At 68.7% G+C, this 23,421-nt stretch carries 23 protein-coding genes; 15 read left to right on the top strand and 8 right to left on the bottom strand.

Translation table 11 applies throughout. The features are described from left to right. Positions 1–7 precede the first annotated feature (7 nt). Together QWY76_RS16785 and trxB are read left to right on the top strand one after the other, a co-directional pair. Positions 8–610 (top strand): peroxiredoxin, encoded by a 603-nt coding sequence (locus QWY76_RS16785; protein ID WP_290312475.1) that lies wholly within the window; start codon positions 8–10, stop codon positions 608–610. A 142-nt stretch (positions 611–752) separates the two neighbouring features. Beyond that, positions 753–1,703: a thioredoxin-disulfide reductase gene (gene trxB, locus QWY76_RS16780; RefSeq protein ID WP_290312474.1), complete on the top strand. Its 951-nt coding sequence runs from the start codon at positions 753–755 to the stop codon at positions 1,701–1,703. 190 nt (positions 1,704–1,893) lie between these two features. Here the strand turns inward: trxB and QWY76_RS16775 are convergent, their stop codons facing one another. After that, positions 1,894–2,139, bottom strand: coding sequence for a SlyX family protein (locus QWY76_RS16775; RefSeq protein WP_290312473.1), 246 nt, complete (start codon positions 2,137–2,139; stop codon positions 1,894–1,896). Positions 2,140–2,280: 141 nt separating this feature from the next. Between QWY76_RS16775 and QWY76_RS16770 the strand changes: the two genes are divergently transcribed. Further along, positions 2,281–2,745 (top strand): cold-shock protein, encoded by a 465-nt coding sequence (locus tag QWY76_RS16770; protein ID WP_281380451.1) that lies wholly within the window; start codon positions 2,281–2,283, stop codon positions 2,743–2,745. A gap of 180 nt (positions 2,746–2,925) precedes the next feature. Here QWY76_RS16770 and QWY76_RS16765 read toward each other — a convergent pair whose 3' ends face one another. The 7 genes from QWY76_RS16765 to map all read right to left on the bottom strand — a co-directional run bounded on the left by QWY76_RS16765 (position 2,926) and on the right by map (position 10,763). Further along, positions 2,926–3,312: a baculoviral IAP repeat-containing protein gene (locus QWY76_RS16765; protein ID WP_290312472.1), complete on the bottom strand. Its 387-nt coding sequence runs from the start codon at positions 3,310–3,312 to the stop codon at positions 2,926–2,928. Between the two features lie 7 nt (positions 3,313–3,319). Further along, the gene (gene dapE / locus QWY76_RS16760; protein ID WP_290312471.1) at positions 3,320–4,495 is read right to left on the bottom strand and encodes a succinyl-diaminopimelate desuccinylase; all 1,176 of its coding nucleotides are present in this window, start codon (positions 4,493–4,495) and stop codon (positions 3,320–3,322) included. 52 nt (positions 4,496–4,547) lie between these two features. Continuing rightward, positions 4,548–5,573, bottom strand: a complete 1,026-nt coding sequence (gene dapD, locus QWY76_RS16755; protein ID WP_290312470.1) for a 2,3,4,5-tetrahydropyridine-2,6-dicarboxylate N-succinyltransferase — start codon at positions 5,571–5,573, stop codon at positions 4,548–4,550. A gap of 49 nt (positions 5,574–5,622) precedes the next feature. After that, entirely contained in the window at positions 5,623–5,961 is a 339-nt protein-coding gene (locus QWY76_RS16750) for an arsenate reductase (protein WP_290312469.1), read from the bottom strand. A gap of 15 nt (positions 5,962–5,976) precedes the next feature. Beyond that, positions 5,977–7,176, bottom strand: coding sequence for a succinyldiaminopimelate transaminase (gene dapC / locus QWY76_RS16745; RefSeq protein WP_290312468.1), 1,200 nt, complete (start codon positions 7,174–7,176; stop codon positions 5,977–5,979). A 103-nt stretch (positions 7,177–7,279) separates the two neighbouring features. Then, entirely contained in the window at positions 7,280–9,961 is a 2,682-nt protein-coding gene (locus QWY76_RS16740) for a [protein-PII] uridylyltransferase (RefSeq protein ID WP_290312467.1), read from the bottom strand. A gap of 10 nt (positions 9,962–9,971) precedes the next feature. Next, entirely contained in the window at positions 9,972–10,763 is a 792-nt protein-coding gene (gene map / locus QWY76_RS16735) for a type I methionyl aminopeptidase (RefSeq protein WP_290312466.1), read from the bottom strand. Between the two features lie 286 nt (positions 10,764–11,049). Here map and rpsB point away from each other — a divergent pair, with 286 nt between their 5' ends. From rpsB to lpxA, 12 genes are all read left to right on the top strand, one after another. Further along, positions 11,050–11,790 (top strand): 30S ribosomal protein S2, encoded by a 741-nt coding sequence (gene rpsB / locus QWY76_RS16730; protein WP_290312465.1) that lies wholly within the window; start codon positions 11,050–11,052, stop codon positions 11,788–11,790. A 168-nt stretch (positions 11,791–11,958) separates the two neighbouring features. After that, on the top strand, positions 11,959–12,828 hold the full coding sequence (tsf, locus tag QWY76_RS16725) for a translation elongation factor Ts (RefSeq protein WP_290312464.1): 870 nt from the start codon (positions 11,959–11,961) through the stop codon (positions 12,826–12,828). 113 nt (positions 12,829–12,941) lie between these two features. After that, positions 12,942–13,709, top strand: a complete 768-nt coding sequence (gene pyrH, locus QWY76_RS16720; protein ID WP_290312463.1) for a UMP kinase — start codon at positions 12,942–12,944, stop codon at positions 13,707–13,709. Between the two features lie 4 nt (positions 13,710–13,713). Then, entirely contained in the window at positions 13,714–14,271 is a 558-nt protein-coding gene (gene frr, locus QWY76_RS16715) for a ribosome recycling factor (protein WP_290312462.1), read from the top strand. A 74-nt stretch (positions 14,272–14,345) separates the two neighbouring features. Continuing rightward, positions 14,346–15,110: a polyprenyl diphosphate synthase gene (gene uppS, locus QWY76_RS16710; protein WP_290312461.1), complete on the top strand. Its 765-nt coding sequence runs from the start codon at positions 14,346–14,348 to the stop codon at positions 15,108–15,110. After that, on the top strand, positions 15,103–15,903 hold the full coding sequence (locus tag QWY76_RS16705; protein ID WP_290312460.1) for a phosphatidate cytidylyltransferase: 801 nt from the start codon (positions 15,103–15,105) through the stop codon (positions 15,901–15,903). Before uppS ends, QWY76_RS16705 begins: the two co-directional genes overlap by 8 nt. A gap of 2 nt (positions 15,904–15,905) precedes the next feature. After that, positions 15,906–17,096, top strand: a complete 1,191-nt coding sequence (gene ispC / locus QWY76_RS16700; protein WP_290312459.1) for a 1-deoxy-D-xylulose-5-phosphate reductoisomerase — start codon at positions 15,906–15,908, stop codon at positions 17,094–17,096. A 34-nt stretch (positions 17,097–17,130) separates the two neighbouring features. After that, entirely contained in the window at positions 17,131–18,489 is a 1,359-nt protein-coding gene (rseP, locus tag QWY76_RS16695) for an RIP metalloprotease RseP (RefSeq protein WP_290312458.1), read from the top strand. Between the two features lie 87 nt (positions 18,490–18,576). After that, positions 18,577–20,922, top strand: coding sequence for an outer membrane protein assembly factor BamA (bamA, locus tag QWY76_RS16690; protein ID WP_290312457.1), 2,346 nt, complete (start codon positions 18,577–18,579; stop codon positions 20,920–20,922). Positions 20,923–21,069: 147 nt separating this feature from the next. Beyond that, positions 21,070–22,107, top strand: a complete 1,038-nt coding sequence (gene lpxD, locus QWY76_RS16685; RefSeq protein ID WP_290312456.1) for a UDP-3-O-(3-hydroxymyristoyl)glucosamine N-acyltransferase — start codon at positions 21,070–21,072, stop codon at positions 22,105–22,107. Between the two features lie 106 nt (positions 22,108–22,213). Next, complete coding sequence (fabZ, locus tag QWY76_RS16680) at positions 22,214–22,657, top strand: 3-hydroxyacyl-ACP dehydratase FabZ (RefSeq protein WP_290312455.1); 444 nt, start codon at positions 22,214–22,216, stop codon at positions 22,655–22,657. Beyond that, on the top strand, positions 22,654–23,421 hold the full coding sequence (gene lpxA / locus QWY76_RS16675; RefSeq protein ID WP_290312454.1) for an acyl-ACP--UDP-N-acetylglucosamine O-acyltransferase: 768 nt from the start codon (positions 22,654–22,656) through the stop codon (positions 23,419–23,421). Before fabZ ends, lpxA begins: the two co-directional genes overlap by 4 nt.

Raw genomic sequence — 23,421 nt, 5'->3', positions numbered from 1 at the left:
GATCTGCATGAGCGTACTGGTTGGACGTCAAGCCCCTGAATTCGAAGCCGCCGCCGTCCTCGGCAATGGCGAGATCGTCGACAACTTCAAGCTGTCCGACAGCAACGGCAAGCTCCGCGTGCTGTTCTTCTGGCCGCTGGACTTCACCTTCGTCTGCCCGTCCGAGATCATCGCCCACGACAACCGTCTGGCGCAGTTCAAGGAGCTCGGCGTCGAGGTGATCGGCGTGTCCATCGATTCCCAGTTCACCCACCATGCCTGGCGCCTGACCGCGCCGGAGAAGGGCGGCATCGGCGAGGTCGGCTTCCCGATCGTGGCCGACGTCAAGCACGAGGTCACCCAGGCCTACGGCATCGAGCATCCGGAAGCCGGCGTCGCCATGCGCGGTTCCTTCCTGATCGACGAGAGCGGTGTCGTCCAGCACCAGGTGGTCAACAACCTGCCGCTGGGCCGCAACGTCGACGAGATGCTGCGCATGGTCAAGGCCCTCAAGTTCCACCAGCAGAATGGCGAAGTCTGCCCGGCCGGCTGGGACGAAGGCCAGGAAGGCATGAAGGACACCGCCGAGGGTGTCGCCAAGTACCTGGGCAGCCACGCCGAGGCGCTCTAAGCCCGGTCCCGGCGTCATGGAGGGCGGCCTGCGGGCCGCCCTCTTCGTCGCTTCACCGCCCAGCGGCCTGGGCCATGCCGACCCGCGGTCGCCATCGCCGAGCCCGTTGCCCCTTTCCCCCTTCCAGAGTTGCGAGGTCCCCATGAGCGAAGCGCGCCACGAACGCCTGATCATCCTCGGTTCCGGACCGGCCGGCTACACGGCCGCCGTCTATGCGGCCCGGGCCAACCTCAAGCCGCTGCTGATCACCGGCATGCAGGCCGGTGGCCAGTTGACCACCACCACCGACGTGGACAACTGGCCCGGTGACGATATCGGCGTGCAGGGCCCGGAGCTGATGGAGCGCATGAAGCGCCATGCCGAGCGCTTCGACACCGAGGTGCTGTTCGACCACATCCACGAGGTCGAGCTGCGCGACAGGCCCTTCACCCTGAAGGGCGACAACGGCACCTATACCTGCGATGCGCTGATCATCGCCACCGGCGCCAGCGCCCGCTACCTGGGCCTGGCATCCGAGCAGCAGTTCATGGGCCAGGGGGTCTCGGCCTGCGCCACCTGTGACGGCTTCTTCTACCGCAACCAGGAGGTCGTGGTGGTGGGGGGCGGCAACACCGCCGTGGAAGAGGCGCTGTACCTCTCCAACATCGCCGCCAAGGTGACCCTGGTGCATCGCCGTGACAGCCTGCGTGCCGAGAAGATCCTGCAGGACAAGCTGTTCGAGAAGGCACAGAACGGCAACGTCGAGCTGATCTGGAACCACACCCTCGACGAGGTGCTGGGCGACAACACCGGCGTGACCGGGGCGCGGCTCAAGTCCACCCGGGACGGCAGCACCCGGGAGCTCGATGCCCCGGGGGTGTTCATCGCCATCGGTCACAGCCCCAATACCGGCATCTTCGAGGGCCAGCTGGACATGGCCGGCGGCTACATCAAGGTGAGGTCCGGCCTCGAGGGCAATGCCACGGCCACCAGCGTGCCCGGCGTCTTCGCCGCCGGCGACGTCATGGATCACGTCTATCGCCAGGCGGTGACCTCGGCGGGCAGCGGTTGCATGGCGGCCCTGGATGCCGAGCGCTATCTCGATGAACTGTAAGACGCGGCTACGCCACTCGGAGAGAGAAGAACGCGGCTACGCCGCTTGAAGAAGGAAGACCGGCGCTGCGCGCCTGGCAGCTGGAAGAAAAAAGCGTGGCCCCGTCGATGATGGCTCACGCTGCCTGGAGAGATGTCTACTCTTTCAGGGCCACCTCACACCTCCCTCTTCTTTCTTCCCTCTTCGTTCTTCAGTAATGCGGCGGCACCTCATCCTGCGGACGAGGTGCCGCCGCTTCGTCGTCCTGGCGGGCCAGTTGCTGCTCGCGGATCTTCTCCTGCATCAGCGCGCCGAGGCGCTCGAGGTGCATCAGGCGACGCTCCTGCTGGGCGACCGCCCGGTCCAGGGTGTCGAGCCAATGTTCCTGGTGGGCGATGCGGCTCTCCAGGGCCTCCAGCCGGCTGTCAAGGGTGGAGGGCGTGTCATCATCGCGCATGATAGAATCCTTATGCTGTGTGCCACCGTTCATCGTGGTGCCGGCCTGTCCCGTGCAGTCGGGTCGAGGGCGACGCCAGGCGTCGTCGGGTACCTCGGCCCCGAGACTTCCTTTACTACGACAAGAGAGCATCCAAGGTTTATGAATCGAAAGGTCGTGTTTCGCTGCAGTATCATCAGCCTGCTGCTGGCCGCGCCGGCCCCGTTGCTGATCGCCCTGGGCATCCATCTCACCGGTGGCCAGCTGTCCCGGGAGTTGTTCGCCAGCCTCGAGGTGGGCGGCGTGGCCGTGGTCTATGTCGCCGTGGCGGTGGCCGTCTTCCTGCTGTTGCTGGTCGCCACCCTGGCGGTCAACGCCCTGACCCCGCAACTGGTCAACCTGGCGGAGGTCGAGGACGACGACCGCGAGATCGGCGAGGTCAAGTGGTTCAACGTCAACAAGGGCTACGGCTTCATCACCCGCGACAGCGGTGAGGACGTCTTCGTCCATTTCCGCGCCATCCGCGGCCGTGGCCATCGTACCCTGGCCGAGGGCCAGAAGGTGAAGTACCACGTATCGCGCAATGAGCGGGGGCTGCAGGCCGACGACGTCACCGTCATCACCTGAACACCGGCCGGCGCTCGGTCAGGCATGGCGGGAAGGGCGCCGCGTGATGCTCATTGACGAAAGCAAGCTCCGCTCCCTCGCCGCGCTTCGCCTCGCCTGATCATCGCTCGCCAGCCTGCTGATCGGTCTGCAGTTCAGCACTTGACGACCATCGCCCCGCCGCTGCGGGGCGATGTCGTTTCAGCGGCCGGAGTCCGGCCAGTCGATGGCGCTCTCGCGGCCGTCCGGCAGGACGCGCAGGAAGCGGTCGGGGTCGTCGCCGGGTTGCCAGCCGCCCAGCGAGCAGCGCACCTCGAAGCCCAGGGTCGCGGCGGCCTCGCGGGCGAGGTCGGCGTCGGTGGGCCAGGGGGTGTGGGGGCTGTCGAGCCACAGGCTGGCGAAGCCGTCGGCGGCCTGGGTCACCAGCAGCACCGGGATGTCCTCGTCCCCGCCGTGCCCCCGGGTGCGCCAGCGGTGCTTGCCGGCGGGCGTCAGGGGCGCGGCGCCGAGGGTCTCGCCGAGCCAGCGGCTCAGGGCCTCCAGGTCGGCGCTGGCCAGGTAGATCTCGATGTCGGGGTAGCGTTCCATGGCGACCTCAGGGGCGCGGCGTGTCGGCGGCGAACAGTCGCGCCAGGATGGCCTCGTAGACCCGCGAGAGGTCATCGAGGTCGGCGGCGCGGACCCGCTCGTTGACCTTGTGGATGGTGGCGTTGACCGGGCCGAGCTCGACCACCTGGCTGCCCAGGGTGGCGATGAAGCGACCGTCGGAGGTGCCGCCGGCGGTGGAGAGCGCCGGCCGCCGGCCGAGCACGTCCTCCACGCCGCCGACCGCGGCGTCCACCAGCTCGCCCGCGGCGGTCAGGAAGGGTTCGCCGTTGAGGGTCCAGTCGATGTGGAAGTCCAGGTCATGGGCCGCGAGGATGGCCTCGGTGCGGCGGCGCAGTGTCTCGTGGCTGAGCTCGGTGGAATAGCGGAAGTTGAAGACCACCTCCACGTCGCCCGGAATCACGTTGGTGGCGCCGGTGCCCGAACGCAGGTTGGAGATCTGGAAGCTGGTGGCCGGGAAGAAGGCATTGCCGCCGTCCCAGTGCTCGCGCACCAGGGCGTCCAGGGCCGGGGCGACCTGGTGGATGGGGTTGCGGGCCAGGTGCGGGTAGGCCACATGGCCCTGGATGCCCTTGACGTGCATGACCCCGCCCAGCGAGCCGCGGCGACCGTTCTTGATCACGTCACCGAGGGCTTCGGTGGAGGAGGGCTCGCCGACGATGCAGTAGTCCAGGCGGTCGTGGGCCTCGCGCAGGTGCTCGACCACCGCGCGGGTGCCATCCACCGCCGGGCCCTCCTCGTCGGAGGTGATCAAGAAGGCGATGCGTCCCGGGTGGTCGGGGTGGGCGGTCACGAAGCGTTCCACGGCGGTGAGCATGGCGGCCAGGCTGCCCTTCATGTCCGCGGCGCCGCGGCCGCAGAGCATGCCTGTCGTGTCGATGCAGGGCTCGAAGGGCGGGTATTCCCAGTGCACGTCGGGGCCGCTGGGTACCACGTCGGTATGGCCGGCGAAGGCCAGCACCGGGCCGTGGTGGCCATGGACGGCCCAGAAGTTCTCCACGTCGCCGAAGGGCAGGCGTTCCACCTGGAAGCCGAGGCGCTCGAGGCGCTCGATCATCAGCGCCTGGCACCCCAGGTCGTCGGGGGTGACCGAGGGGCGGCGCATCAGCGCCATGGCGAGCTCGAGGGTCGGGGACAGGGCGGTAGCGGTCTCGGGTGAGGTCATGCGGGCGTCCGGCAGGCCGGTCCCCGGCGCCCGCGGGCGCCGGGAACGGGGCTCAGTTGTTGGCGTGCAGCGCTTCGTTCAGGGCGATGGCGCTCTTGTTGGTCAGGCACTCGATGCGGCCATTCTGGGAATTGCGACGCAGCAGCAGGTCGTCCTGGCCGGCCAGCTCCCGGGCGGCCACGGTATCGGCGACCTGGCCCTGGTCGTCGAGCACGGTGACCTTGGCCCCGGCGGTGATGTAGAGGCCGGCCTCCACGGTACAGCGATCCCCCAGCGGGATGCCGATGCCGGCATTGGCGCCGATCAGGCAGCCCTCGCCGACCTTGATGATGATGTTGCCGCCCCCGGAGAGCGTGCCCATGGTGGAGCAGCCGCCGCCCAGGTCGGAGCCCTTGCCGACCATGACGCCGGCGGAGATGCGGCCCTCGATCATCCCCGGCCCCTCGGTGCCGGCATTGAAGTTGACGAAGCCCTCGTGCATCACGGTGGTGCCCTCGCCGAGGTAGGCACCCAGGCGCACGCGGGCGGTGTCGGCGATGCGCACGCCGGTCGGCACCACGTAGTCGGTCATCTTGGGGAACTTGTCGACGCAGTCCACCGACAGGGTGCGGCCTTCCAGGCGGGCCTTGAGGCGCCGCGCCGGGAGTTCCTCGATGTCGATCGCGCCTTCGCTGGACCAGGCGATGTTGCGCAGCAGGCCGAACATGCCGGTCAGGTCGACGCCGTGGGGCTTGACCCGGCGGTGGGACAGCAGGTGCAGCTTGAGGTAGACCTCGGGGGCGCTCTGCGGCGGCAGGTCCTCGGCGAGGAAGGTGGCCACCAGCGGGCGCTGGCTGGCCGCCAGGGCCTCGGCGAGTTCGGCCTGGTCGGCGTGGCCGGCGGCCTTCAGCGCCTCGGCGAGCTCGGCGCACTGCTCCGGCAGGAAGCTCACCGCGGCATTGCCGGCGGGGGCGTCGAGCACCCTGGCGGCGGCCTCGACCAGGGCGGCGTCCGGGGTCAGCAGCGGCGCCGGGTAGTAGATCTCCAGCCAGTCGCCCTGGGTGTTCTGGGTGCCGATTCCGAGTGCAAAGCTGAGCATGGGGGTGTGTCCTCTCGGGTGATGGGGAAGGCCGAGCCGGGTGGGCCGCCTAGAGGGTGTCGTAGTGGTCGTTGCGAAAGCCGACGAGGATCTCCTCGCCGGTGTCGAGCAACGGGCGCTTGAGCAGGGTGGGGTGGGCCAGCATCAGTTCGCGGGCCTTGTTGGCGTCGATGTCCGCCTTGTCCTCGTCGGGCAGCTGACGCCAGGTGGTGCTGCGCTTGTTGAGCAGGGTCAGCACCGGGACCCGCTCGAGGATGTGCTCGAGCAGCGGGGCGGACAGGCCGTCCTCGCGCAGGTCGTGGAACTGAAAGGGTTGCCCCTGGCCTTCCAGGGCCTTGCGCGCCTTGCGGCAGGTATCGCAGTTCTTGATGCCGAACAGCGTCATCATGTCGGTCTCTCCTGTTCAGGCGTGGCGGTCGACGTGGCGGCGTAGCCGGTGGGCGGCCTCGACGGTGGCGTCGAGCTCGTCGACCAGCGCCAGGCGGATCCGTCCGGCGCCGGGGTTCACGCCGCCGGCGCCCGGCCGACCCATGTAGCTGCCGGGCAACACGCTGACGTGCTGCTCGGCGTACAGCGAGCGGGCGAAGGCCTCGTCGTCGCCGCCGGGTACCGCCGGCCACAGGTAGAAGCTCGCCTCGGGGGCGGGGAAGTCCATCGCCGGGGCGAGGATCTCGGTCACCGCGGCGAACTTCTCCCGGTAGGCGTCGCGGTTGGCCCGCACGTGGGCCTCGTCCTGCCAGGCGGCGATCGAGGCATGCTGCAGCGGCAGCGACATGGCGCAGCCGTGGTAGGTGCGGTAGCGCCGGAAGGCCGCGATCAGCGCGGCGTCGCCGGCCACGAAACCCGAGCGCAGGCCCGGCAGGTTGGAGCGCTTGGACAGCGAGTGGAAGACCAGGCAGCGCCGGTAGTCGTGGCGGCCGAGCTCGGCGCAGGCCTGCAGCAGCCCGGGGGGCGGCACGGCCTCGTCCAGGTAGAGCTCCGAGTAGCACTCGTCGGCGGCGACGATAAAGTCGAATTCGTCGGCGAGCTCGATCAGCTTCTGCAGGTCCTCGAGCGGGGTCACCGCCCCGGTGGGGTTGCCCGGCGAGCAGGTGAAGACGATCTGCACCTCGCGCCAGGTCTCGGCCGGCACGGCCTCCAGGTCGGGGCGAAAGCCATGCTCGGCGCGGCAGTCCAGGGTCAGCGGCGTGCCGCCGGCGAGCAGCGTCGCCCCCTCGTAGATCTGGTAGAAGGGGTTGGGTACCGCCACCCGCGCCGGGCGGGTGCGGTCCAGGGCGGCCTGGACGAAGGCGAAGATGGCCTCCCGGGTGCCGTTCACCGGCAGCACCTGATGCTCGGCGTCGAGCCCCTCGAGGGCGAAGCGTCGGCTGGCCCAGGCGGCGATGGCGCCCCGCAGCTCGGGCGTGCCCGCCGTGGCGGGATAGCGGGCCATCTCGCCGAGGTGGGTCGACAGCGCCTCCAGGGCCGCGGCGAAGGGCGCATGGCGCGGTTCGCCGATGGTCAGCGGGATATGCGCGAGTCCCTCGGGCGGCGTCACGCCGGCCTTGAGGGCGGCGAGCTTCTCGAAGGGATAGGGCTTCAGAGCGTCGAGATCGGGGTTCATGGGTGTCCAGTAGCGCCGTGCTCGGCGTCGTTGTCGTGCGGTGTCCCGGGCGGGGCAGGACGCCGATTATAGGGAAGCCCCGGGGGAGCCTCAAACGAGGGCCTCAGCCGGTGACGCTGAGGACCTCGATCAGTCGCTCGCGTAGCCGCTGCTGGCGGTCGGGGTCGGTGAGCGGACGCCCGGCCTTGTCGGTGATGAAGAAGACGTCCTCGACCCGCTCGCCGAGGGTGGCGATCTTGGCCGCCGACAGCGCGATGTCCTGCTCCATGAAGATGCGCCCGACCCGCGCCAGCAGGCCCGGCCGGTCGGGGGCGGTGAGCTCCAGCAGGGTCCGTCCGCCCGCCGTGTCCTGCTCGATGGAGACCTCGGTGGGCACCCGGAAGTGCTTGAGCTGGCGCGGGGTATGGCGGGTGACGATCTGCGGGTAGTCGTCGGGATCGTCGAGTTCCTCCACCAGGTGGCGACGGATCTCCTCCAGGCGTCCCGGATCGCGGATGGCCAGGCCGTGGTCGTCGAGCACGATGAAGGTGTTGAGGGTCCAGTCGTTGCTGGAGGTGGCGATGCGGGCATCGTGGATCGACAGGCCGAGTTGCTCCATGGCCGCCGAGGTGGCGGCGAACAGGTCCTCCACCGAGCGGGTATGGATGAATACCTTGGTGCCGCCCTCGGCCATGTCGTTGGTGGGCGCGCTGAGCAGGATCAGCGGCAGGGAGCTGCCGTCATGGGCGAGGATGCCCTGGGTCTGCCAGGCGATCTCGCTGGGAGCGTATTGCAGGAAGTAGTCCTCGCCCAGCGATTCCCACAGCCGGTCGACGCGGTCCATGTCGGTGCCCACCGTGGCCAGCAGCGAGTACGCCTCGCCGCGGGTCTCGCGCACCGAATCGTCGCGCTCCAGGGGGTTCTCGAGGCCACGGCGCAGGGCGCGCTTGGCCGCGGCGTGGAGCTGGCGCAGCAGGGCGGCCCGCCAGCCGTTCCACAGCGTCGGGTTGGTGGCGTTGATGTCGGCCACGGTCAGCACGTAGAGGTAGTCGAGACGGGTCTCGTCGCCCACCGTGCGGGCGAACTCGCTGATCACCTCCGGGTCGCTGATGTCGCGTTTCTGGGCGACCATCGACATCAGCAGGTGGTGTTCCACCAGCCAGGCCACCAGGCGGGTGTCGCGCTGGGTGAGGCCATGACGTGCGGCGAAGGCCTCGACATCCCGGGCGCCGATCAGCGAATGGTCGCCGCCGCGGCCCTTGCCGATGTCGTGGAACAGGCCGGCGATCCACAGCAGGTCCAGCTTGGGCAGCTGGTGGATCAGCGAGGCGGCCACCGGGAAGGCTTCCCGGGCCTCGGGCTTGCGAAAGCCGTGGATGCACTTGAGCAGGCGCAGGGTATGGGCGTCCACGGTGTAGATGTGGAAGAGGTCGTGCTGCATCAGGCCGACGGCCTGGCCGAACACCGGCAGGTACTTGCCCAGCACCCCGTAGCGGTTCATGCGCCGCAGCTGGCGGGCGACGTTGCCCCCGGAGCGCAGCAGCGCCATGAACAGCCGCTGGTGGCGCGGGTCGTCGCGGTAGAGGTCGTCGATCAGGTGGCGATGGTCGCGGATCAGGCGGATGGTGTCGGCGCGTACCCCCTCGATCTCCGGGTGTTCCGCCATCAGCAGGAAGAGTTCCAGCAGCGCCGAGGGCGACTCGCGGAACACCGCCCGGGAGCGGGCCTGGATGTAGCCCCCCTTGATCTCGAAGCGCTCGTTGAGCGGCACCCGTTCCAGGGCCTCGCCGCCGCGCAGGATGACCTCGTCGAAGTGCTGCAGCAGCATGTCGTTGAGGCCGGCGAGCGCCGTCACATGCCGATAGTAGCGCTTCATGAACTGCTCGACGGCCAGCCGCTCCGGGGTGTCGTGGTAGCCGAACAGCTCGGCGATGGTGGCCTGGTGATCGAACAGCAGGCGATCCTCGGCGCGGCCGGTGAGCATGTGCAGGGCGTAGCGGACCTGCCACAGGAAGGCCTGCCCCTGGCTGAGGATGCGCAGCTCGGCGTCGTTCATGAAGCCGTTGGCGACGATGTCCTCGTAGCGCTGGGTGTCGAAGTGGCGCTTGGCCACCCAGCCGATCATCTGGATGTCGCGCAGGCCGCCCGGCGAGCTCTTGATATTGGGCTCGAGGTGGTACTCGGAGTTGTTGAAGCGGTAGTGGCGGGCGATCTGCTCCTGCCACTTGGCCTCGAAGAAGTGGTCCGCGGGCCACAGCCGCTGCGGGCCGATGCGCGCCTGCATGGCCTCGCGCAGCCGCTCGGCCCCGGCCAGGGTGCGCGACTCGATGAGGTTGGTGATCACCGTGACGTCGGCGGCCGCCTCCCGCTCGCAGTCGGACAGCGAGCGCACGCTGTGGCCGATCTCCAGGCCGATGTCCCAGAGGAAGGTGATGAAGGCGCTGAGCGGCTCCCGATAGGGCGTGTCGTCGTCATGCTCGAGGAGCAGCAGCAGGTCGACGTCGGAGCGCGGGTGCAGCTCGCCGCGGCCGTAGCCGCCCACCGCCAGCAGGGCGATGCCGTCGTCGGGCCAGTCATGCTGCCGCCAGGCGACCGTCAGCAGCTGGTCCAGGCACCAGGCCCGGCCGTGCACCAGGTCGCGGATATCGGTGCCGGCCCGAAAGCGCGCGTCGAGGCGGGCCTGGATCTCGGCCAGCGCCGCCTTGAACGGGGCGATGGGCGAGCGACTGCCGGTCAGCTCGGCCTGGAACGCCTCGACGTCGAACAGCGTCGGGTCGGGCTCGAAACGGTAATGGTGCAGCAGCATGATGGTCGACTCAGCGGTCGAGGAAGGAGAAGTCTTCGTCGCTGCGCGCGGTGAGCACCTCCACCCCGTTGGCGGTGACCAGCAGGGTATGCTCCCACTGGGCGGAGAGGCCCTTGTTCTTGGTCACGGCGGTCCAGCCATCGCGCAGCACCTTGGTGCGATGGTCGCCGACGTTGATCATCGGTTCGATGGTGAAGCACATGCCTTCCTCGAGGGCGATGTCGGCCTCCGGGGCATAGCCGTCGTAGTGCAGCACCTGGGGATCCTCGTGGAAGCCGGCGCCGATGCCGTGGCCGCAGAAGTCGCGGACCACCGCATAGCCGCTGGCCTCGGCGTGCTGCTGGATGACCCGGGCCAGCGCCGACAGGCGCACGCCGGGGCGCACCAGGGCGATGCTCCGGTAGAGGCACTCCTGGGTGACGCGGCACAGGCGCTCGCCCTGAATGGTCTCGCCGACGATGAACATCACGCTGGAATCGCCGTGGTAGCCGTCCGGAGTCTTCACGGTGACGTCCAGATTCATGATGTCGCCCTTCTTCAGCTTCTTGCCGTCGTCGGGGATGCCATGGCAGACCACGTGGTTGATCGAGGTGCACACCGACTTGGGGAAGCCGTGGTAGTTGAGCGGTGCGGGCGTGGAGCCGAGCTCGTCGACGATGTAGTCGTGGCAGCGCCGATCGATCTCGCCGGTGCTGACGCCGGCCTGGACATGAGGGGCGATCATTTCCAGCACACCGGCGGCCTGGCGGCCCGCCTCGCGCATCTTCTCGATCTCGTCGGGCGTCTTGATGGGTACGTTCATGGAGTCTCGGGTTCAGGGGTGGTGTCGCCGGAACCGGCAGGGAAGGGCGTCGGGCGACTTCATCTCGGAGGGGATCCATGGTATAAAGCTGCGCGCTTTCCTGCAATCGCCGATCCCGTCCGCGCCCCATGCGCCCCGGTGGCGGTGCCGTCAGGAAGCGTCAATGCTAACGCAACGCCTTGAAAACACACATGCACCGGCACATGGTCCCGGGTGCTGCCGGCACGTCCGGCGGTCGGATCCATGGGGTGCATGGAGGCCTAACCCGATTTTCCAGGAGTCATCCATGGCACACGTCAATATGCGTGACCTGCTGAAGGCAGGCGCTCACTTCGGTCACCAGACCCGTTACTGGAACCCGAAGATGAGCAAGTTCATCTTCGGCGCCCGTAACAAGATTCACATCATCAACCTCGAGCATACCCTTCCGGCCCTCAACGAGGCCATCGATGTGGTCGAGAAGATGGCGGCCGCGAACAACAAGATCCTGTTCGTGGGGACCAAGCGCAGCGCCAGCAAGATCGTCAAGGAAGAGGCCAACCGCGTCGGCCAGCCCTTCGTCAACCATCGTTGGCTCGGCGGCATGCTGACCAACTACAAGACCATCCGCGTCTCCATCAAGCGCCTGGGTGAGCTCGAGGCGATGCATCAGGACGGCACCTTCGAGAAGCTGACCAAGAAGGAAGTGCTGATGGCGACCCGCGAGCAGGACAAGCTCGAGCGGTCCGTGGGCGGCATCAAGGAGATGGGCGGCCTGCCCGACGCGCTGTTCGTGATCGACGTCGACCACGAGCGCATCGCCATCAACGAGGCGAACAAGCTGGGCATCCCGGTCATCGGCGTGGTGGACACCAACTCCGATCCGGACGGCGTCGATTACGTGATCCCGGGCAACGATGACTCCATCCGCGCCATCCAGATCTACGTCAAGGCCGTCGCCGACGCCTGCGCCCGCGCGAAGGAAGGTCGTCCCGACGAGTTCGTCGAGGTCACCGAAGAGAGCCCGGGCGACGCCGCCGCCGAGTGATCGTCGGCCCGTCCGGGAGGGCGGTCGTGCCGCGCCCTGGCGGCGGCCGGCCGCCGGATCGGCATAAGGGGGCCGCGGCCCCCTTCTTGCTCCCCCGGGGCGGGCAAGGTCTCGCCGGGCCACGGCCCGGCCCCATATTCCAGGTCGAACCATTCAGAGGTAACTACCATGGCAGCTATCAGCGCCTCCCAGGTCAAGGAACTGCGTGAGCGTACCGGGCTCGGCATGATGGAGTGCAAGAAGGCACTCACCGAAGCCGGCGGCGACATCGAGACCGCCATCGAGAACCTGCGCAAGAATTCCGGCCTCAAGGCCGCCAAGAAGGCCGGCCGCACCGCCGCCGAGGGCGCCGTCGTCACTCGCGTCGCCGAGGACGGCCGCTACGGCGTGATGGTCGAGGTCAACTCCGAGACCGACTTCGTCGCCCGTGACGACAACTTCAAGGCCTTCGCCGACAGGGTCGCCGATGCCTTCTTCGCCGCCAAGAGCGAGGACGTCGCCGCCGTCATGGACGGCGAGCTGGAGTCCGCCCGCGAGCAGCTGGTGCAGAAGATCGGCGAGAACATCGGCGTGCGTCGAAGCGTCGTCGTCGAGGCGCCGGAAGGCGCCCGCGTGGGCGAATACGTCCACGGCGGTCGCATCGGCGTGCTGACCGTGCTCAAGGGCGCCACCGCCGAGGCCGCCAAGGACGTGGCCATGCACGTCGCCGCCATCAACCCGGCCGTCGCGCGTCCCGAGGACATGCCCCAGGACAAGCTGGACGCCGAGAAGGCGATCATCCTGGCTCAGCCGGACATGGCCGGCAAGCCCGAGCAGATCGCCGAGAAGATGGTCCAGGGTCGCCTCAAGAAGTACCTGGCCGAGAACAGCCTGACCGAGCAGCCGTTCGTCAAGGACCCGAACCAGAGCGTCGCCGAGTTCGCCAAGGCCGCCGGCGGCGAGGTGCTCGGCTTCACCCGCTTCGAAGTGGGCGAGGGCATCGAGAAGGAAGAGGTCGACTTCGCTCAGGAAGTGATGGAACAGGCCAAGCGCAGCTGAGGTCGCAGGTTCCAGTGTGAAGATGGCGTGCGCGAGAGCGCACGCCTTCGCGTATCCGGCCGGAGCATCCGGCCACCCCACGTCGCATTCGTCGAGTTCCCGGGAGACACACCATGAGCAGTGCCGAGCACGCCGCCCCCCTCAAGTCCGACAAGTCCCGCGCCGAGGTGTCGAAGTACAAGCGCATCCTGCTCAAGCTGTCCGGCGAGGCCCTGACCGGGGATGCCGAGTTCGGCATCGACCCCAAGGTGCTGGACCGCATGGCGCTGGAGATCGGTCAGCTGGTCGGTATCGGCGTGCAGGTCGGGATCGTGGTCGGCGGCGGCAACCTGTTCCGCGGGGCCGCGCTGCACGAGGCCGGCATGGAGCGGGTCACCGGTGACCACATGGGCATGCTGGCCACGGTGATGAACGCCCTGGCCATGCGCGACGCCCTGGAGCGCTCCAACATCCGCTCGCGGGTGATGTCGGCGATCCCGATGAGTGGCGTGGTGGAGCACTACGACCGCCGCACCGCCATCCGCTACCTGACCTCCGGGGACGTGGTGCTGTTCTCCGCCGGTACCGGCAACCCCTTCTTCACCACCGACTCGGCGGCCTGCCTGCGCGGCATCGAGATCGATGCCGACGTGGTGGTCAAGGCCACCAAGGTGGACGGGGTCTACGACAAGGACCCGGTCAAGCATGCCGATGCGGTCAAGTACGAGCAGCTGTCCTATGATGATGCGCTCGAACAGAAGCTCGGCGTCATGGATTTGACCGCCATCTGCCTGGTGCGGGACCATGACATGCCGGTTCGCGTGTTCAACATGAACAAGCCTGGCGCATTGCTGAACCTGGTGGTGGGCGGCAGGGAAGGCACGCTGATTGATAGAGGGTGAGACAGTGATTGACGACATCAAGCAGGATGCGGAAAGCCGCATGAAGAAGAGCCTCGAGTCTCTTCACCAAAATTTCAACAAGATCCGCACCGGCCGGGCGCATTCCAGCATCCTGGACTCGGTGACCGTGGACTACTACGGCGGCCAGGTGCCGATCAATCAGGTGGCCTCGGTCAACGTCGAGGACGCGCGCACCCTGTCGGTGGTGCCCTGGGAGCAGAGCATGGTGCCCAAGGTGGAGAAGGCCATCATGACCGCCGAGCTGGGCCTCAACCCGGCCAGTGCCGGCAACGTGATCCGGGTGCCGATGCCGATGCTCACCGAGGAGACCCGCAAGGGCTATATCAAGCAGGCGCGTGGCGAGGCCGAGAATGCCCGCGTGGCGGTACGCAACGTGCGTCGCGACGCCAACGGTGACATCAAGGCCCTGCTCAAGCAGAAGGACATCACCGAGGACGAGCAACACCAGGCCGAGGATGCCATCCAGAAACTCACCGACAAGTTCATCGGCGAGATCGACAAGGCCCTGGAGTCCAAGGAACACGACCTGATGCAGGTCTGAAGACGGGCCGGCGGCATCGTCCGCGATGCCGCCGATCATGGAGTGATTCCGCCCCACCCGCCATGCGAGACACCATGACGTCACCGCAGTCTCCCCAGCCCCGTTCCGACGGGGATACCCTGCCACGTCACGTGGCCATCATCATGGACGGCAACAATCGCTGGGCCAAGGCCCGGGGCATGTCCGGCGTGCGCGGCCACCATGCCGGCGTCGAGTCCGTTCGCGCGGTCATCCGGCGCGCCGCCGAGCGGGGCGTCGAGACCCTGACGCTGTTCGCCTTCTCCAGCGAGAACTGGAAGCGCCCGGCCGCCGAGGTGAATGCCCTGATGGAGCTGTTCCTGATGGCGCTCAAGCGTGAGGTCAAGAAGCTCCACCAGCACGATATCCGCCTCTCGGTGATCGGCGATCGCGAGGGATTCTCCCCCTCGATCCAGAAGTACATCGCCCAGGCGGAGGCGCTGACCGGCGACAACCGTGGCCTGCACCTGGTGGTCGCCGCCAACTACGGCGGCCGCTGGGACATCGCCCGGGCCGCGCGGCGCCTGGGCGAGCGCGTCGCGGCCGGCGAGCTCGCCCCCTCGGCCATCGACGAGGGCGGCCTGGGCGCCGAGCTCAGCCTCGCCGGGGAGGCCCCGGTGGACCTGTGCATCCGCACCAGTGGCGAGCGGCGCATCTCCAACTTCCTGCTCTGGCAGATGGCCTATGCCGAGCTCTATTTCACGCCGACCCTGTGGCCCGACTTCGGGGCGGACGCCTTCGACGCGGCCCTGGCCGACTTCGCCGGTCGCAAGCGACGCTTCGGCATGACCGACGAGCAGGTCGAGGCTCGGGGTGCTTAAGCAGCGCATCCTCACGGCCGCCTGGCTGGCGCCGCTGGCGCTGGTGGGGCTGTTCGGCCTGTCCGGCGATGCCTTTGCCGCCTTCACGGCGGGGGTGGTGCTGCTGGCGGCCTGGGAATGGGCCAACCTGGCCGGGCTCAGCGAGGGCGCCCGCCGCCTGGCACCGGTCGCCGGCCTGGCCCTGGTGATGGCGGCGCTCCACGCCGCCGGCATGACCCTCTCGTCCTGGCTGCTGTGGCTGGCGGTCCCCGGCTGGCTGATCAACCTCTACTGGGTCGTCGGCTATCCCGAGCGGGCCGGCCAGTGGCACGGCACCGCGGTGCGCCTGGCCATGGGGCTGTGGGTGCTGCTGCCCACCTGGGTCGGCTTCAACGTGCTGCGCGAGGCCGGGGCGGCCTGGCTGCTGTTCGTGCTGCTGCTGGTGTGGGGCGCCGATATCGGCGCCTACTTCGTCGGCAAGGCCCTCGGCAAGCGCAAGCTGGCCCCGAGAGTCAGCCCCGGCAAGACCTGGGAAGGGGTGGCCGGCGGCGTCGCCGTGACCGCGCTGCTGGCGGTGAGCTTCGCCGTCTGGCAGGGCCTCGGCCTGGCCACGGGCCTGCTGCTGCTGGCGGCCACGGTCGTGGTGACCCTGGCCTCGGTGGTCGGCGACCTGTTCGAGAGCATGCTCAAGCGCCATCGCGGCCTCAAGGATTCCAGCCAGTTGCTGCCCGGGCATGGCGGTGTGCTGGATCGCGTCGACAGCCTCACCGCCGCGGTGCCGCTGTTCGCGCTGCTACAGGCGGGAGTGTTATGACCATGAGCGATGCCGTGCCGCGGCGCGTCAGCGTGCTGGGCGCCACCGGTTCCATCGGGTCCAGCACCCTGGACGTGATCGCCCGCCACCCCGACCGCTACCGGGTCCATGCATTGACCGCCCATCGCTCCCGGGAGGCGCTGCTGGCCCAGTGTCGGCGCCATTCACCGGCGCTGGCGGTGCTCGACCGGGAGGTCGATGCGGCCTGGCTGCGCGAGCGGCTCCACGAGGCGGGGCTGGCGACCGAGGTGCGTTGCGGCCGTGAGGCGCTGGTCGAGGTCAGCGAGGCGCCCGAGGTCGATGTCGTCATGGCGGCGATCGTCGGCGCCGCGGGGCTGCTGCCGACGCTTGGCGCGGTGCGCGCCGGCAAGCGGGTGCTGCTGGCCAACAAGGAGGCCCTGGTGATGTCCGGGGCGCTGTTCATGGAGGCCGTGGGCCGCTCGGGGGCGACCCTGCTGCCCATCGATTCCGAACATAATGCCATCTACCAGTGTCTACCCGTCGAGCATCGCGGCGGGCTCGCCCGTCACGGCGTGACCCAGCTGCTGCTGACCGCCTCCGGCGGCCCCTTCCGCGGCTGGACGGCCAAGGACCTGGCGGCGGTGACCCCGGAGCAGGCCTGTGCCCATCCCAACTGGTCGATGGGGCGCAAGATCTCGGTGGACAGCGCCACCCTGATGAACAAGGGCCTCGAGTTGATCGAGGCCTGCTGGCTGTTCGATGCGCGCCCCGACCAGGTCCAGGTGGTGGTGCATCCGCAGAGCGTGATCCATTCCATGGCCGCCTACAGCGATGGTTCGGTGCTGGCCCAGCTGGGCAATCCGGACATGCGCACTCCCATCGCCTATGGCCTGGCCTGGCCGGAACGCATCGACGCCGGGGTGGCCGCCCTCGACCTGTTCGAGGTGGCCCGGCTGGACTTCGAGCCGCCGGACGAGGTCGCCTTCCCCTGCCTGCGCCTGGCGCGGGAGGCCATCGTCGAGGGCGGCACGGCGCCGGCGGTGCTCAATGCCGCCAACGAGGTGGCCGTCGAGGCCTTCCTCGCCGGCCGGCTGGGCTTCGCCGGCATCGGCGAACTGGTGGCTCGGGTACGCGATGCCTGCCCGGTGGAGCCGGCCGGCGAGCTGGCGGGCATTCTCGATGCCGATGCCCGGGCCCGGAAGGAGGCTGTTGCCTGCCTGACGCGCCGCTGACGCATCCCCTGTCGCCATTCACGAGGAGACTGCCGTGGACCTGATCCAGAACGTGCTGGCCGTGATCGTGGTTCTCGGCCTGCTGATCACCTTCCATGAGTTCGGCCATTTCTGGGTCGCCCGGCGCTGTGGCGTCAAGGTGCTGCGCTTCTCGGTGGGCTTCGGCAAGCCGCTGTGGTCGCGCCATGATCGCCACGGCACCGAGTTCGCCGTGGCGGCGATCCCGCTGGGCGGCTACGTCAAGATGCTCGATGAGCGCGAGGGACCGGTCGACCCGGCCGAACGCCATCTCGCCTTCAACCGCCAGTCGGTCTGGTCGCGCATCGCCATCGTGGTGGCGGGGCCGCTGGCCAACTTCCTGCTGGCCCTGGTCGCCTACTGGGCGCTGTTCGTCGCCGGCACCACCACCGTCGTGCCGGTGATCGGCGAGGTGGCCCCCGACTCGCCGGCCGCTCGGGGCGGTCTCGCCGCCGGCCAGGAGATCACCGCCGTCCAGGGCGCGGCGGTGCGCTCCTGGGAGGAGATCAACCTCAAGCTGGTGGCGGCCATCGGCGTCAGCGGCGAGCTGACGCTGAGTGCCCGGGACGAGAGCGCCACCCGATCCCGGGAGCACCGCCTGCCGGTGCAGGACTGGATGGTGCGCCAGGACCCCCCGCAGCCCCTGGCGAGCCTCGGCATCACGCCCTGGCGGCCGCCCATGCCGGCGGTGCTCAGCCAGGTGGCCGAGGGCGAGGCCGCCGCGGCCGCCGGGCTCGTTCCCGGCGACGAGGTGCTGGCGGTGGAGGGCACGCCGGTGGAGGACTGGTCGCATTTCGTCACCCTGGTGCGGGCCCGCCCCGGCGAGCGCCTGACCCTGACGGTGGCCCGCGATGGCGAGACCCGCGAGCTGTCCCTCACCCCTCGGGCCAACACCCTCCAGGACGGCACCACCGTCGGCTATATCGGCGCCGGCGTCGAGCCGGTGTCCTGGCCCGACGCCCATCGCCGCGAGATCCGCTATGGCCCCCTGGCGGCCATGGGCCAGGCCGTCTCCCGCACCGGCGAGATGACCGTCCTGACCCTCGATGCCATCCGCAAGATGATCGTCGGGCTGATCTCGCCCTCCAATCTCTCCGGCCCCATCACCATCGCCCGCATCGCCGGGGATACGGCGCGCTCCGGGCTGGAGAGCTTCGTCAGCTTCATGGCCTACCTGTCGATCAGCCTGGGGGTGCTCAACCTGTTGCCGATCCCGGTGCTCGACGGGGGACACCTGCTCTATTACCTGGTCGAGGCGGCGCGTGGCCGGCCGGTCTCGGAGCGTACCCAGGCCCTGGGGCTGCGCATCGGCCTGGCCCTGGTCGGGACCCTGATGCTGATGGCGCTGTATTTCGACTTGATGCGGCTCTGGTAGCCGGGCCTCGGCTTGTCAGTTACCCGTGCAAATGTATAAGGTGCCTGTCTGGACAGGACGGCAGATCAACGCGAGCGAATCGACTGCATGAAGATCAAGACCATCGGACTGGCGGCACTGCTGCTCGCCACTGCCACTACGGCACAGGCGGAACCCTTCGACGTAACGGACATACGAGTGGAAGGCTTGCAGCGGGTCTCGGCGGCCTCCGTGTTCAACGCCTTTCCTGTCAGTGCCCGCGACCGGGTCGACGAGCGTGAACTGGCCGCCGCGGCGCGCCAGCTGTTCGACACCGGGCTGTTCGAGGACATCCGCCTGTCCCGGCAGGGGGGCGTGCTGATCATCGAGGTGGTCGAACGCCCGACCATCACCCGCCTCAATATCGAGGGCAACAGCCAGATCCCCGACGAGGACCTGCGCAGCGGGCTGCGCGAGGCCGGCCTCGACGAGGGCCAGGTGCTGCAGCTCTCCACCCTCGAGGAGATCGAGCGCGAGCTGTCCGGGCTCTACCAGTCCCAGGGGCGCTACAGCGCCAGCATCGAGACCGAGGTCGAGGACCTCGGCGAGGGACGCGTCCAGGTCAACGTCGACATCGACGAGGGCGCGGTCGCCAAGATCCGCCAGATCAACATCGTCGGCAACGAGGCCTTCGACGACGAGACCCTGCGCGACGAGTTCGAGCTGGAGGACCGCCCGGGCTGGTTCTTCGGCTGGTTCTCCAGCGACGAGTACAACCGCCAGGCGCTGTCCGGCGACCTCGAGCGGCTGCGTTCCTTCTATCTCGATCGCGGCTACGTCAACTTCAACATCGATTCCACCCAGGTCGCCATCGGCCCGGACAAGTCGAAGATCTTCGTCACCGTCAACGTCACCGAGGGCGAGCGCTATCGCCTCGGCGACATCGCCTTCACCGGGGACCTGCGCATCCCCGAGCGGGAGGCCCGGGAGCTGCTCGAGGTGGAGCCCGGCGAGGTCTTCTCGCGCAGCGAGGTCACCGCCTCGTCGGAGGCGTTGCGTTCACGGCTCGGCGCCGAGGGCTTCGCCTTCGCCAACGTCGACGGCATCCCCGAGGTCCGCGAGGGCAGCGATACCGTCGACCTGACCTTCCGGGTCGAGGCCGGGCGACGGGCCTACGTGCGGCGCATCGAGTTCGTCGGCAACACCACCACCCAGGACGAGGTGCTGCGCCGCGAGATGATCCAGATGGAGGGGGCGCCGGCCTCCACCGAATCGATCAGCCAGTCCCGCCAGCGCCTCGAGCGCCTGGGCTTCTTCAAGCAGGTCGAGGTGCAGACCGAGCCGGTCTCCGGGGCGCCGGACCAGCTCGACGTGACCTATACCGTGGAGGAGCAGCCGTCCGGGTCGATCTCGGCGAGCATCGGCTTCTCCCAGAGCGCCGGGGTCATCTACGGCGCCTCACTGGCCCAGAACAACTTCCTCGGCACCGGCAACCGGGTGAACATCGGCGCCCAGCGCAGCGACACCTACACCAGCCTCAACTTCGGTTTCACCGATCCCTACTGGACCCTCGACGGCATCTCCCGCGGCTACAACCTCTTCTACCGCGAGACCGACTACGAGGACTCCGATATCTCGACCTACTCGACGGACGCCTTCGGCGGCGGCATCAACTTCGGCTACCCGATCAACGAGCTGACCCGCCTGAACTTCGGCGCCGACGTCGAGGACCTGACCATCGAGACCTACAGCGACACGGCGTCCGAGATCCAGCGCTACGTCGACGAGCAGGGCGACAACGCCCAGTCGCTGAAGCTGACCGCCAGCTGGACCCGCAACGACCTCAATCGCGGCGTCATGCCCACCGCCGGCAACTACCAGCGGCTCTCGCTGGAGACCGCGGTGCCCGGCAGCGATGCCGAGTACTACAAGTTGCGGGCGCAGGCCCGCCAGCTCTTCCCGTTCAACGAGGAGCAGACCTGGTCGCTGAAGTTCAGCGGCGAACTCGGCTACGCCGACAGCGTCGGCGATGACCCCTATCCGTTCTACGAGAACTTCTTCTCCGGGGGGCTCGGCTCGGTGCGCGGCTTCACCGGCAATACCCTGGGGCCCGCCACCACGTCCCGCGGCGACGGCAACGACAAGACCCTGGGCGGCAACGTGCTGGTCGAGGGCAGCGCCGAGCTGATCTTCCCCATGCCCTTCGTCGAGGACAAGCGCTCGGTCCAGCCCTCGCTGTTCCTCGACGCCGGCAACACCTTCCTCACCGACTGCTATCCGGTGCTGGACGAGGATGCCGGCCGCTCCAACTGCGAGTCGGGCGTGGATATCGGCGAGCTGCGCTACAGCGTGGGGCTGGGGGTGTCCTGGCTGACGGCGGTGGGCCCGCTGACCTTCAGCATCGCCGAGCCGCTCAACGCCGAGGACGGTGACGACACCCAGTTCTTCCAGTTCTCGCTGGGTCAGACCTTCTGATCCCCCGACATGGAGTCGATGACCATGCGCAAGCCGACCGCCGTCCTCCTGCTGGGCCTCGCCGGGGCCCTCGCCCCGACGGCCCAGGCCGCCGAGGTGGCCATGCTCGACTGAGCGGGCCCTAGACCTTTTCGACACCGGGTTCCCATGACACAAGATTCTCCAACCCTGACCCTCGCCGAGATCGCCGCGCACCTGGGAGCTGGCCTCCAGGGGGGCGGCGATCGGCGAGTCCGTGGCCTGGCCACCCTGCGGGATGCCGGGCCGGAGCAGGTGAGCTTCCTGGCCAACCGCGCCTACCTCAAGGACCTGCCGGGCACCCGGGCCGCCGCCGTGCTGCTGCACCCGGACCATGCCGGGGAATGCCCGACCGTCTGCCTGACCCTGGACAATCCCTATCTCGGCTATGCCGAGCTGTCGCGGCTGTTCGACCCGCTGGCGGGCCGCGACACCCCCGGCGTCCACCCCACCGCCGTGGTCGGCGAGGGCGTGAGCCTGGGCGAGGGCGTGGCCATCGGCCCCCAGGCGGTGGTCGAGGCCGGCGTCCAACTCGGTGACGGCGTGGTCGTGGGGCCCGGCGGTGTGGTCGGGGCCGATACCCGCATCGGCGCCGGGTCGCGGCTGCATGCCAACGTCACCGTCTACCATGGGGTGCTGATCGGCGAGCGGGCCATCCTGCACAGCGGCTGCGTGATCGGTGGCGATGGCTTCGGCTTCGCCCACGACGGCGCCGGCTGGCACAAGATCGCCCAGCTCGGCGGGGTGGTGCTGGGCGACGACGTCGAGGTGGGCAGTTGCTCGAGCATCGACCGGGGCGCGCTGGGCGACACCGTGATCGGCAACGACGTCAAGATCGACAGCCAGGTGCAGATCGCCCACAACGTGCAGATCGGCGATCACTGCGCGCTGGCCGGCTGCGTCGGCATCGCCGGCTCCACCCGGGTCGGCCGGCACTGCATGCTGGGCGGCGGCGTGGGCCTGTCGGGGCACCTGACGATCTGCGACGGGGTCCAGGTCACCGGCATGAGCCTGGTCACCAACTCGATTCACGAGCCGGGGGTCTACTCCTCCGGCACCGGCGCCATGCACAATGCCCAATGGCGTCGCAACGCGGTGCGCTTCAAGCAGCTCGACGAGATCGCCCGTCGCCTGAGCCGGCTCGAGAAAGCCGGGCGCGGCGGTTGAGGCCACCTGCCGGGGCGGTATAATCCCCCGCCCATCCGTCGACCCGGTGTCGACGGCCATGCCCGCCGTGCGGGGCGGGCATCCTGTCATTTCAGAGGTCGCTACGATGGTAATGGACATCAACGAGATTCGTGAGTATCTGCCCCACCGCTATCCCTTCCTGCTGGTGGACAGGGTGACGGAACTCGCCCTTGGCGAATCCATCGTTGCCTACAAGAATGTCAGCATCAACGAGCCGTTCTTCAACGGCCACTTCCCGCACCACCCGATCATGCCGGGCGTGCTGGTCATCGAGGCCCTGGCCCAGGCCTGCGGCATCCTCGGTTTCAAGACGGTCAACAAGCTGCCCGCCGACGGCTATGTGTACTACCTGGTGGGCAGCGACAACGTGCGCTTCAAGCGTCCGGTGATGCCCGGCGACCAGTTGCAGCTGCGCGCCGACGTGGTGCGCGAGAAGCGCGGCATCTGGAAGTTCGCCTGCAAGGCCACCGTGGCCGGCGAGGTGGCCTGTGAGGCCGACATCATCTGTGCCGAGAGGAAGGTCGCTTGATTCATCCCACTGCCATCGTAGACCCGGGGGCGCGCCTGGCCGATGACGTCGAGGTGGGGCCCTTCACGGTGATCGGCGCCGACGTCGAGATCGGCGCCGGCTCGCGCATCGGGCCGCACGTGGTGGTCAAGGGGCCCACCGTACTCGGCGCGCGCACGCGCATCTTCCAGTTCGCCTCGGTGGGAGAAGACTGTCAGGACAAGAAGTACGCCGGCGAGCCGACCCGCCTGGTGATGGGCGACGACAACGTCATCCGCGAGGGCGTCACCCTGCACCGGGGCACCGTCCAGGACCGCGGCGAGACCACCATCGGCTCGCGCAACCTGTTCATGGCCTACGTCCACGTCGGCCACGACTGCGTGATCGGCAGCGACTGCATCCTGGCCAACCAGGTGACCCTGGCCGGCCATGTCCAGCTGGGCGACTTCGTGATCCTCGGCGGCCTCTCCGCCATCCACCAGTTCTGCCGGTTCGGCGACCACGCCATGGCCGGCGGCGGCTCGATCATCACCAAGGACACCCCGGCCTACGTGATGATCAACGGCAACCCCGCTCAGGTGCACGGCCTGAACCTGGTCGGCCTGCGCCGCCGCGGCTTCTCCAACGAGGCCGTGCGGTCCCTGAACGAGGCCTACAAGCTGGTCTATCGCCAGGGGCTGACCGTCGAGCAGGCGCTCACCGAGATCCGCACGCGCTACGCGCTGCCCGAGACCGAGGCCTTCGCCGCCTCCATCGAGGCCTCGTCGCGCGGCATCGTGCGCTGA

Source organism: Halomonas maura (assembly GCF_030409305.1).
GTDB classification, from domain to species: Bacteria; Pseudomonadota; Gammaproteobacteria; order Pseudomonadales; family Halomonadaceae; genus Halomonas; species Halomonas maura.
Note: the sequence above shows the minus strand (reverse complement) of the source record. Positions and strands in the feature narration are given on the sequence as shown.

Bases quoted from the DNA above. Each gene is read 5' to 3' on its own strand.
- QWY76_RS16785 (WP_290312475.1), top strand. From the start codon at position 8: ATGAGCGTACTGGTTGGACGTCAAGCCCCTGAATTCGAAGCCGCCGCC.
- trxB (WP_290312474.1), top strand. From the start codon at position 753: ATGAGCGAAGCGCGCCACGAACGCCTGATCATCCTCGGTTCCGGACCG.
- QWY76_RS16775 (WP_290312473.1), bottom strand. From the start codon at position 2,139: ATGCGCGATGATGACACGCCCTCCACCCTTGACAGCCGGCTGGAGGCC.
- QWY76_RS16770 (WP_281380451.1), top strand. From the start codon at position 2,281: ATGAATCGAAAGGTCGTGTTTCGCTGCAGTATCATCAGCCTGCTGCTG.
- QWY76_RS16765 (WP_290312472.1), bottom strand. From the start codon at position 3,312: ATGGAACGCTACCCCGACATCGAGATCTACCTGGCCAGCGCCGACCTG.
- dapE (WP_290312471.1), bottom strand. From the start codon at position 4,495: ATGACCTCACCCGAGACCGCTACCGCCCTGTCCCCGACCCTCGAGCTC.
- dapD (WP_290312470.1), bottom strand. From the start codon at position 5,573: ATGCTCAGCTTTGCACTCGGAATCGGCACCCAGAACACCCAGGGCGAC.
- QWY76_RS16750 (WP_290312469.1), bottom strand. From the start codon at position 5,961: ATGATGACGCTGTTCGGCATCAAGAACTGCGATACCTGCCGCAAGGCG.
- dapC (WP_290312468.1), bottom strand. From the start codon at position 7,176: ATGAACCCCGATCTCGACGCTCTGAAGCCCTATCCCTTCGAGAAGCTC.
- QWY76_RS16740 (WP_290312467.1), bottom strand. From the start codon at position 9,961: ATGCTGCTGCACCATTACCGTTTCGAGCCCGACCCGACGCTGTTCGAC.
- map (WP_290312466.1), bottom strand. From the start codon at position 10,763: ATGAACGTACCCATCAAGACGCCCGACGAGATCGAGAAGATGCGCGAG.
- rpsB (WP_290312465.1), top strand. From the start codon at position 11,050: ATGGCACACGTCAATATGCGTGACCTGCTGAAGGCAGGCGCTCACTTC.
- tsf (WP_290312464.1), top strand. From the start codon at position 11,959: ATGGCAGCTATCAGCGCCTCCCAGGTCAAGGAACTGCGTGAGCGTACC.
- pyrH (WP_290312463.1), top strand. From the start codon at position 12,942: ATGAGCAGTGCCGAGCACGCCGCCCCCCTCAAGTCCGACAAGTCCCGC.
- uppS (WP_290312461.1), top strand. From the start codon at position 14,346: ATGACGTCACCGCAGTCTCCCCAGCCCCGTTCCGACGGGGATACCCTG.
- ispC (WP_290312459.1), top strand. From the start codon at position 15,906: ATGAGCGATGCCGTGCCGCGGCGCGTCAGCGTGCTGGGCGCCACCGGT.
- bamA (WP_290312457.1), top strand. From the start codon at position 18,577: ATGAAGATCAAGACCATCGGACTGGCGGCACTGCTGCTCGCCACTGCC.
- lpxD (WP_290312456.1), top strand. From the start codon at position 21,070: ATGACACAAGATTCTCCAACCCTGACCCTCGCCGAGATCGCCGCGCAC.
- fabZ (WP_290312455.1), top strand. From the start codon at position 22,214: ATGGTAATGGACATCAACGAGATTCGTGAGTATCTGCCCCACCGCTAT.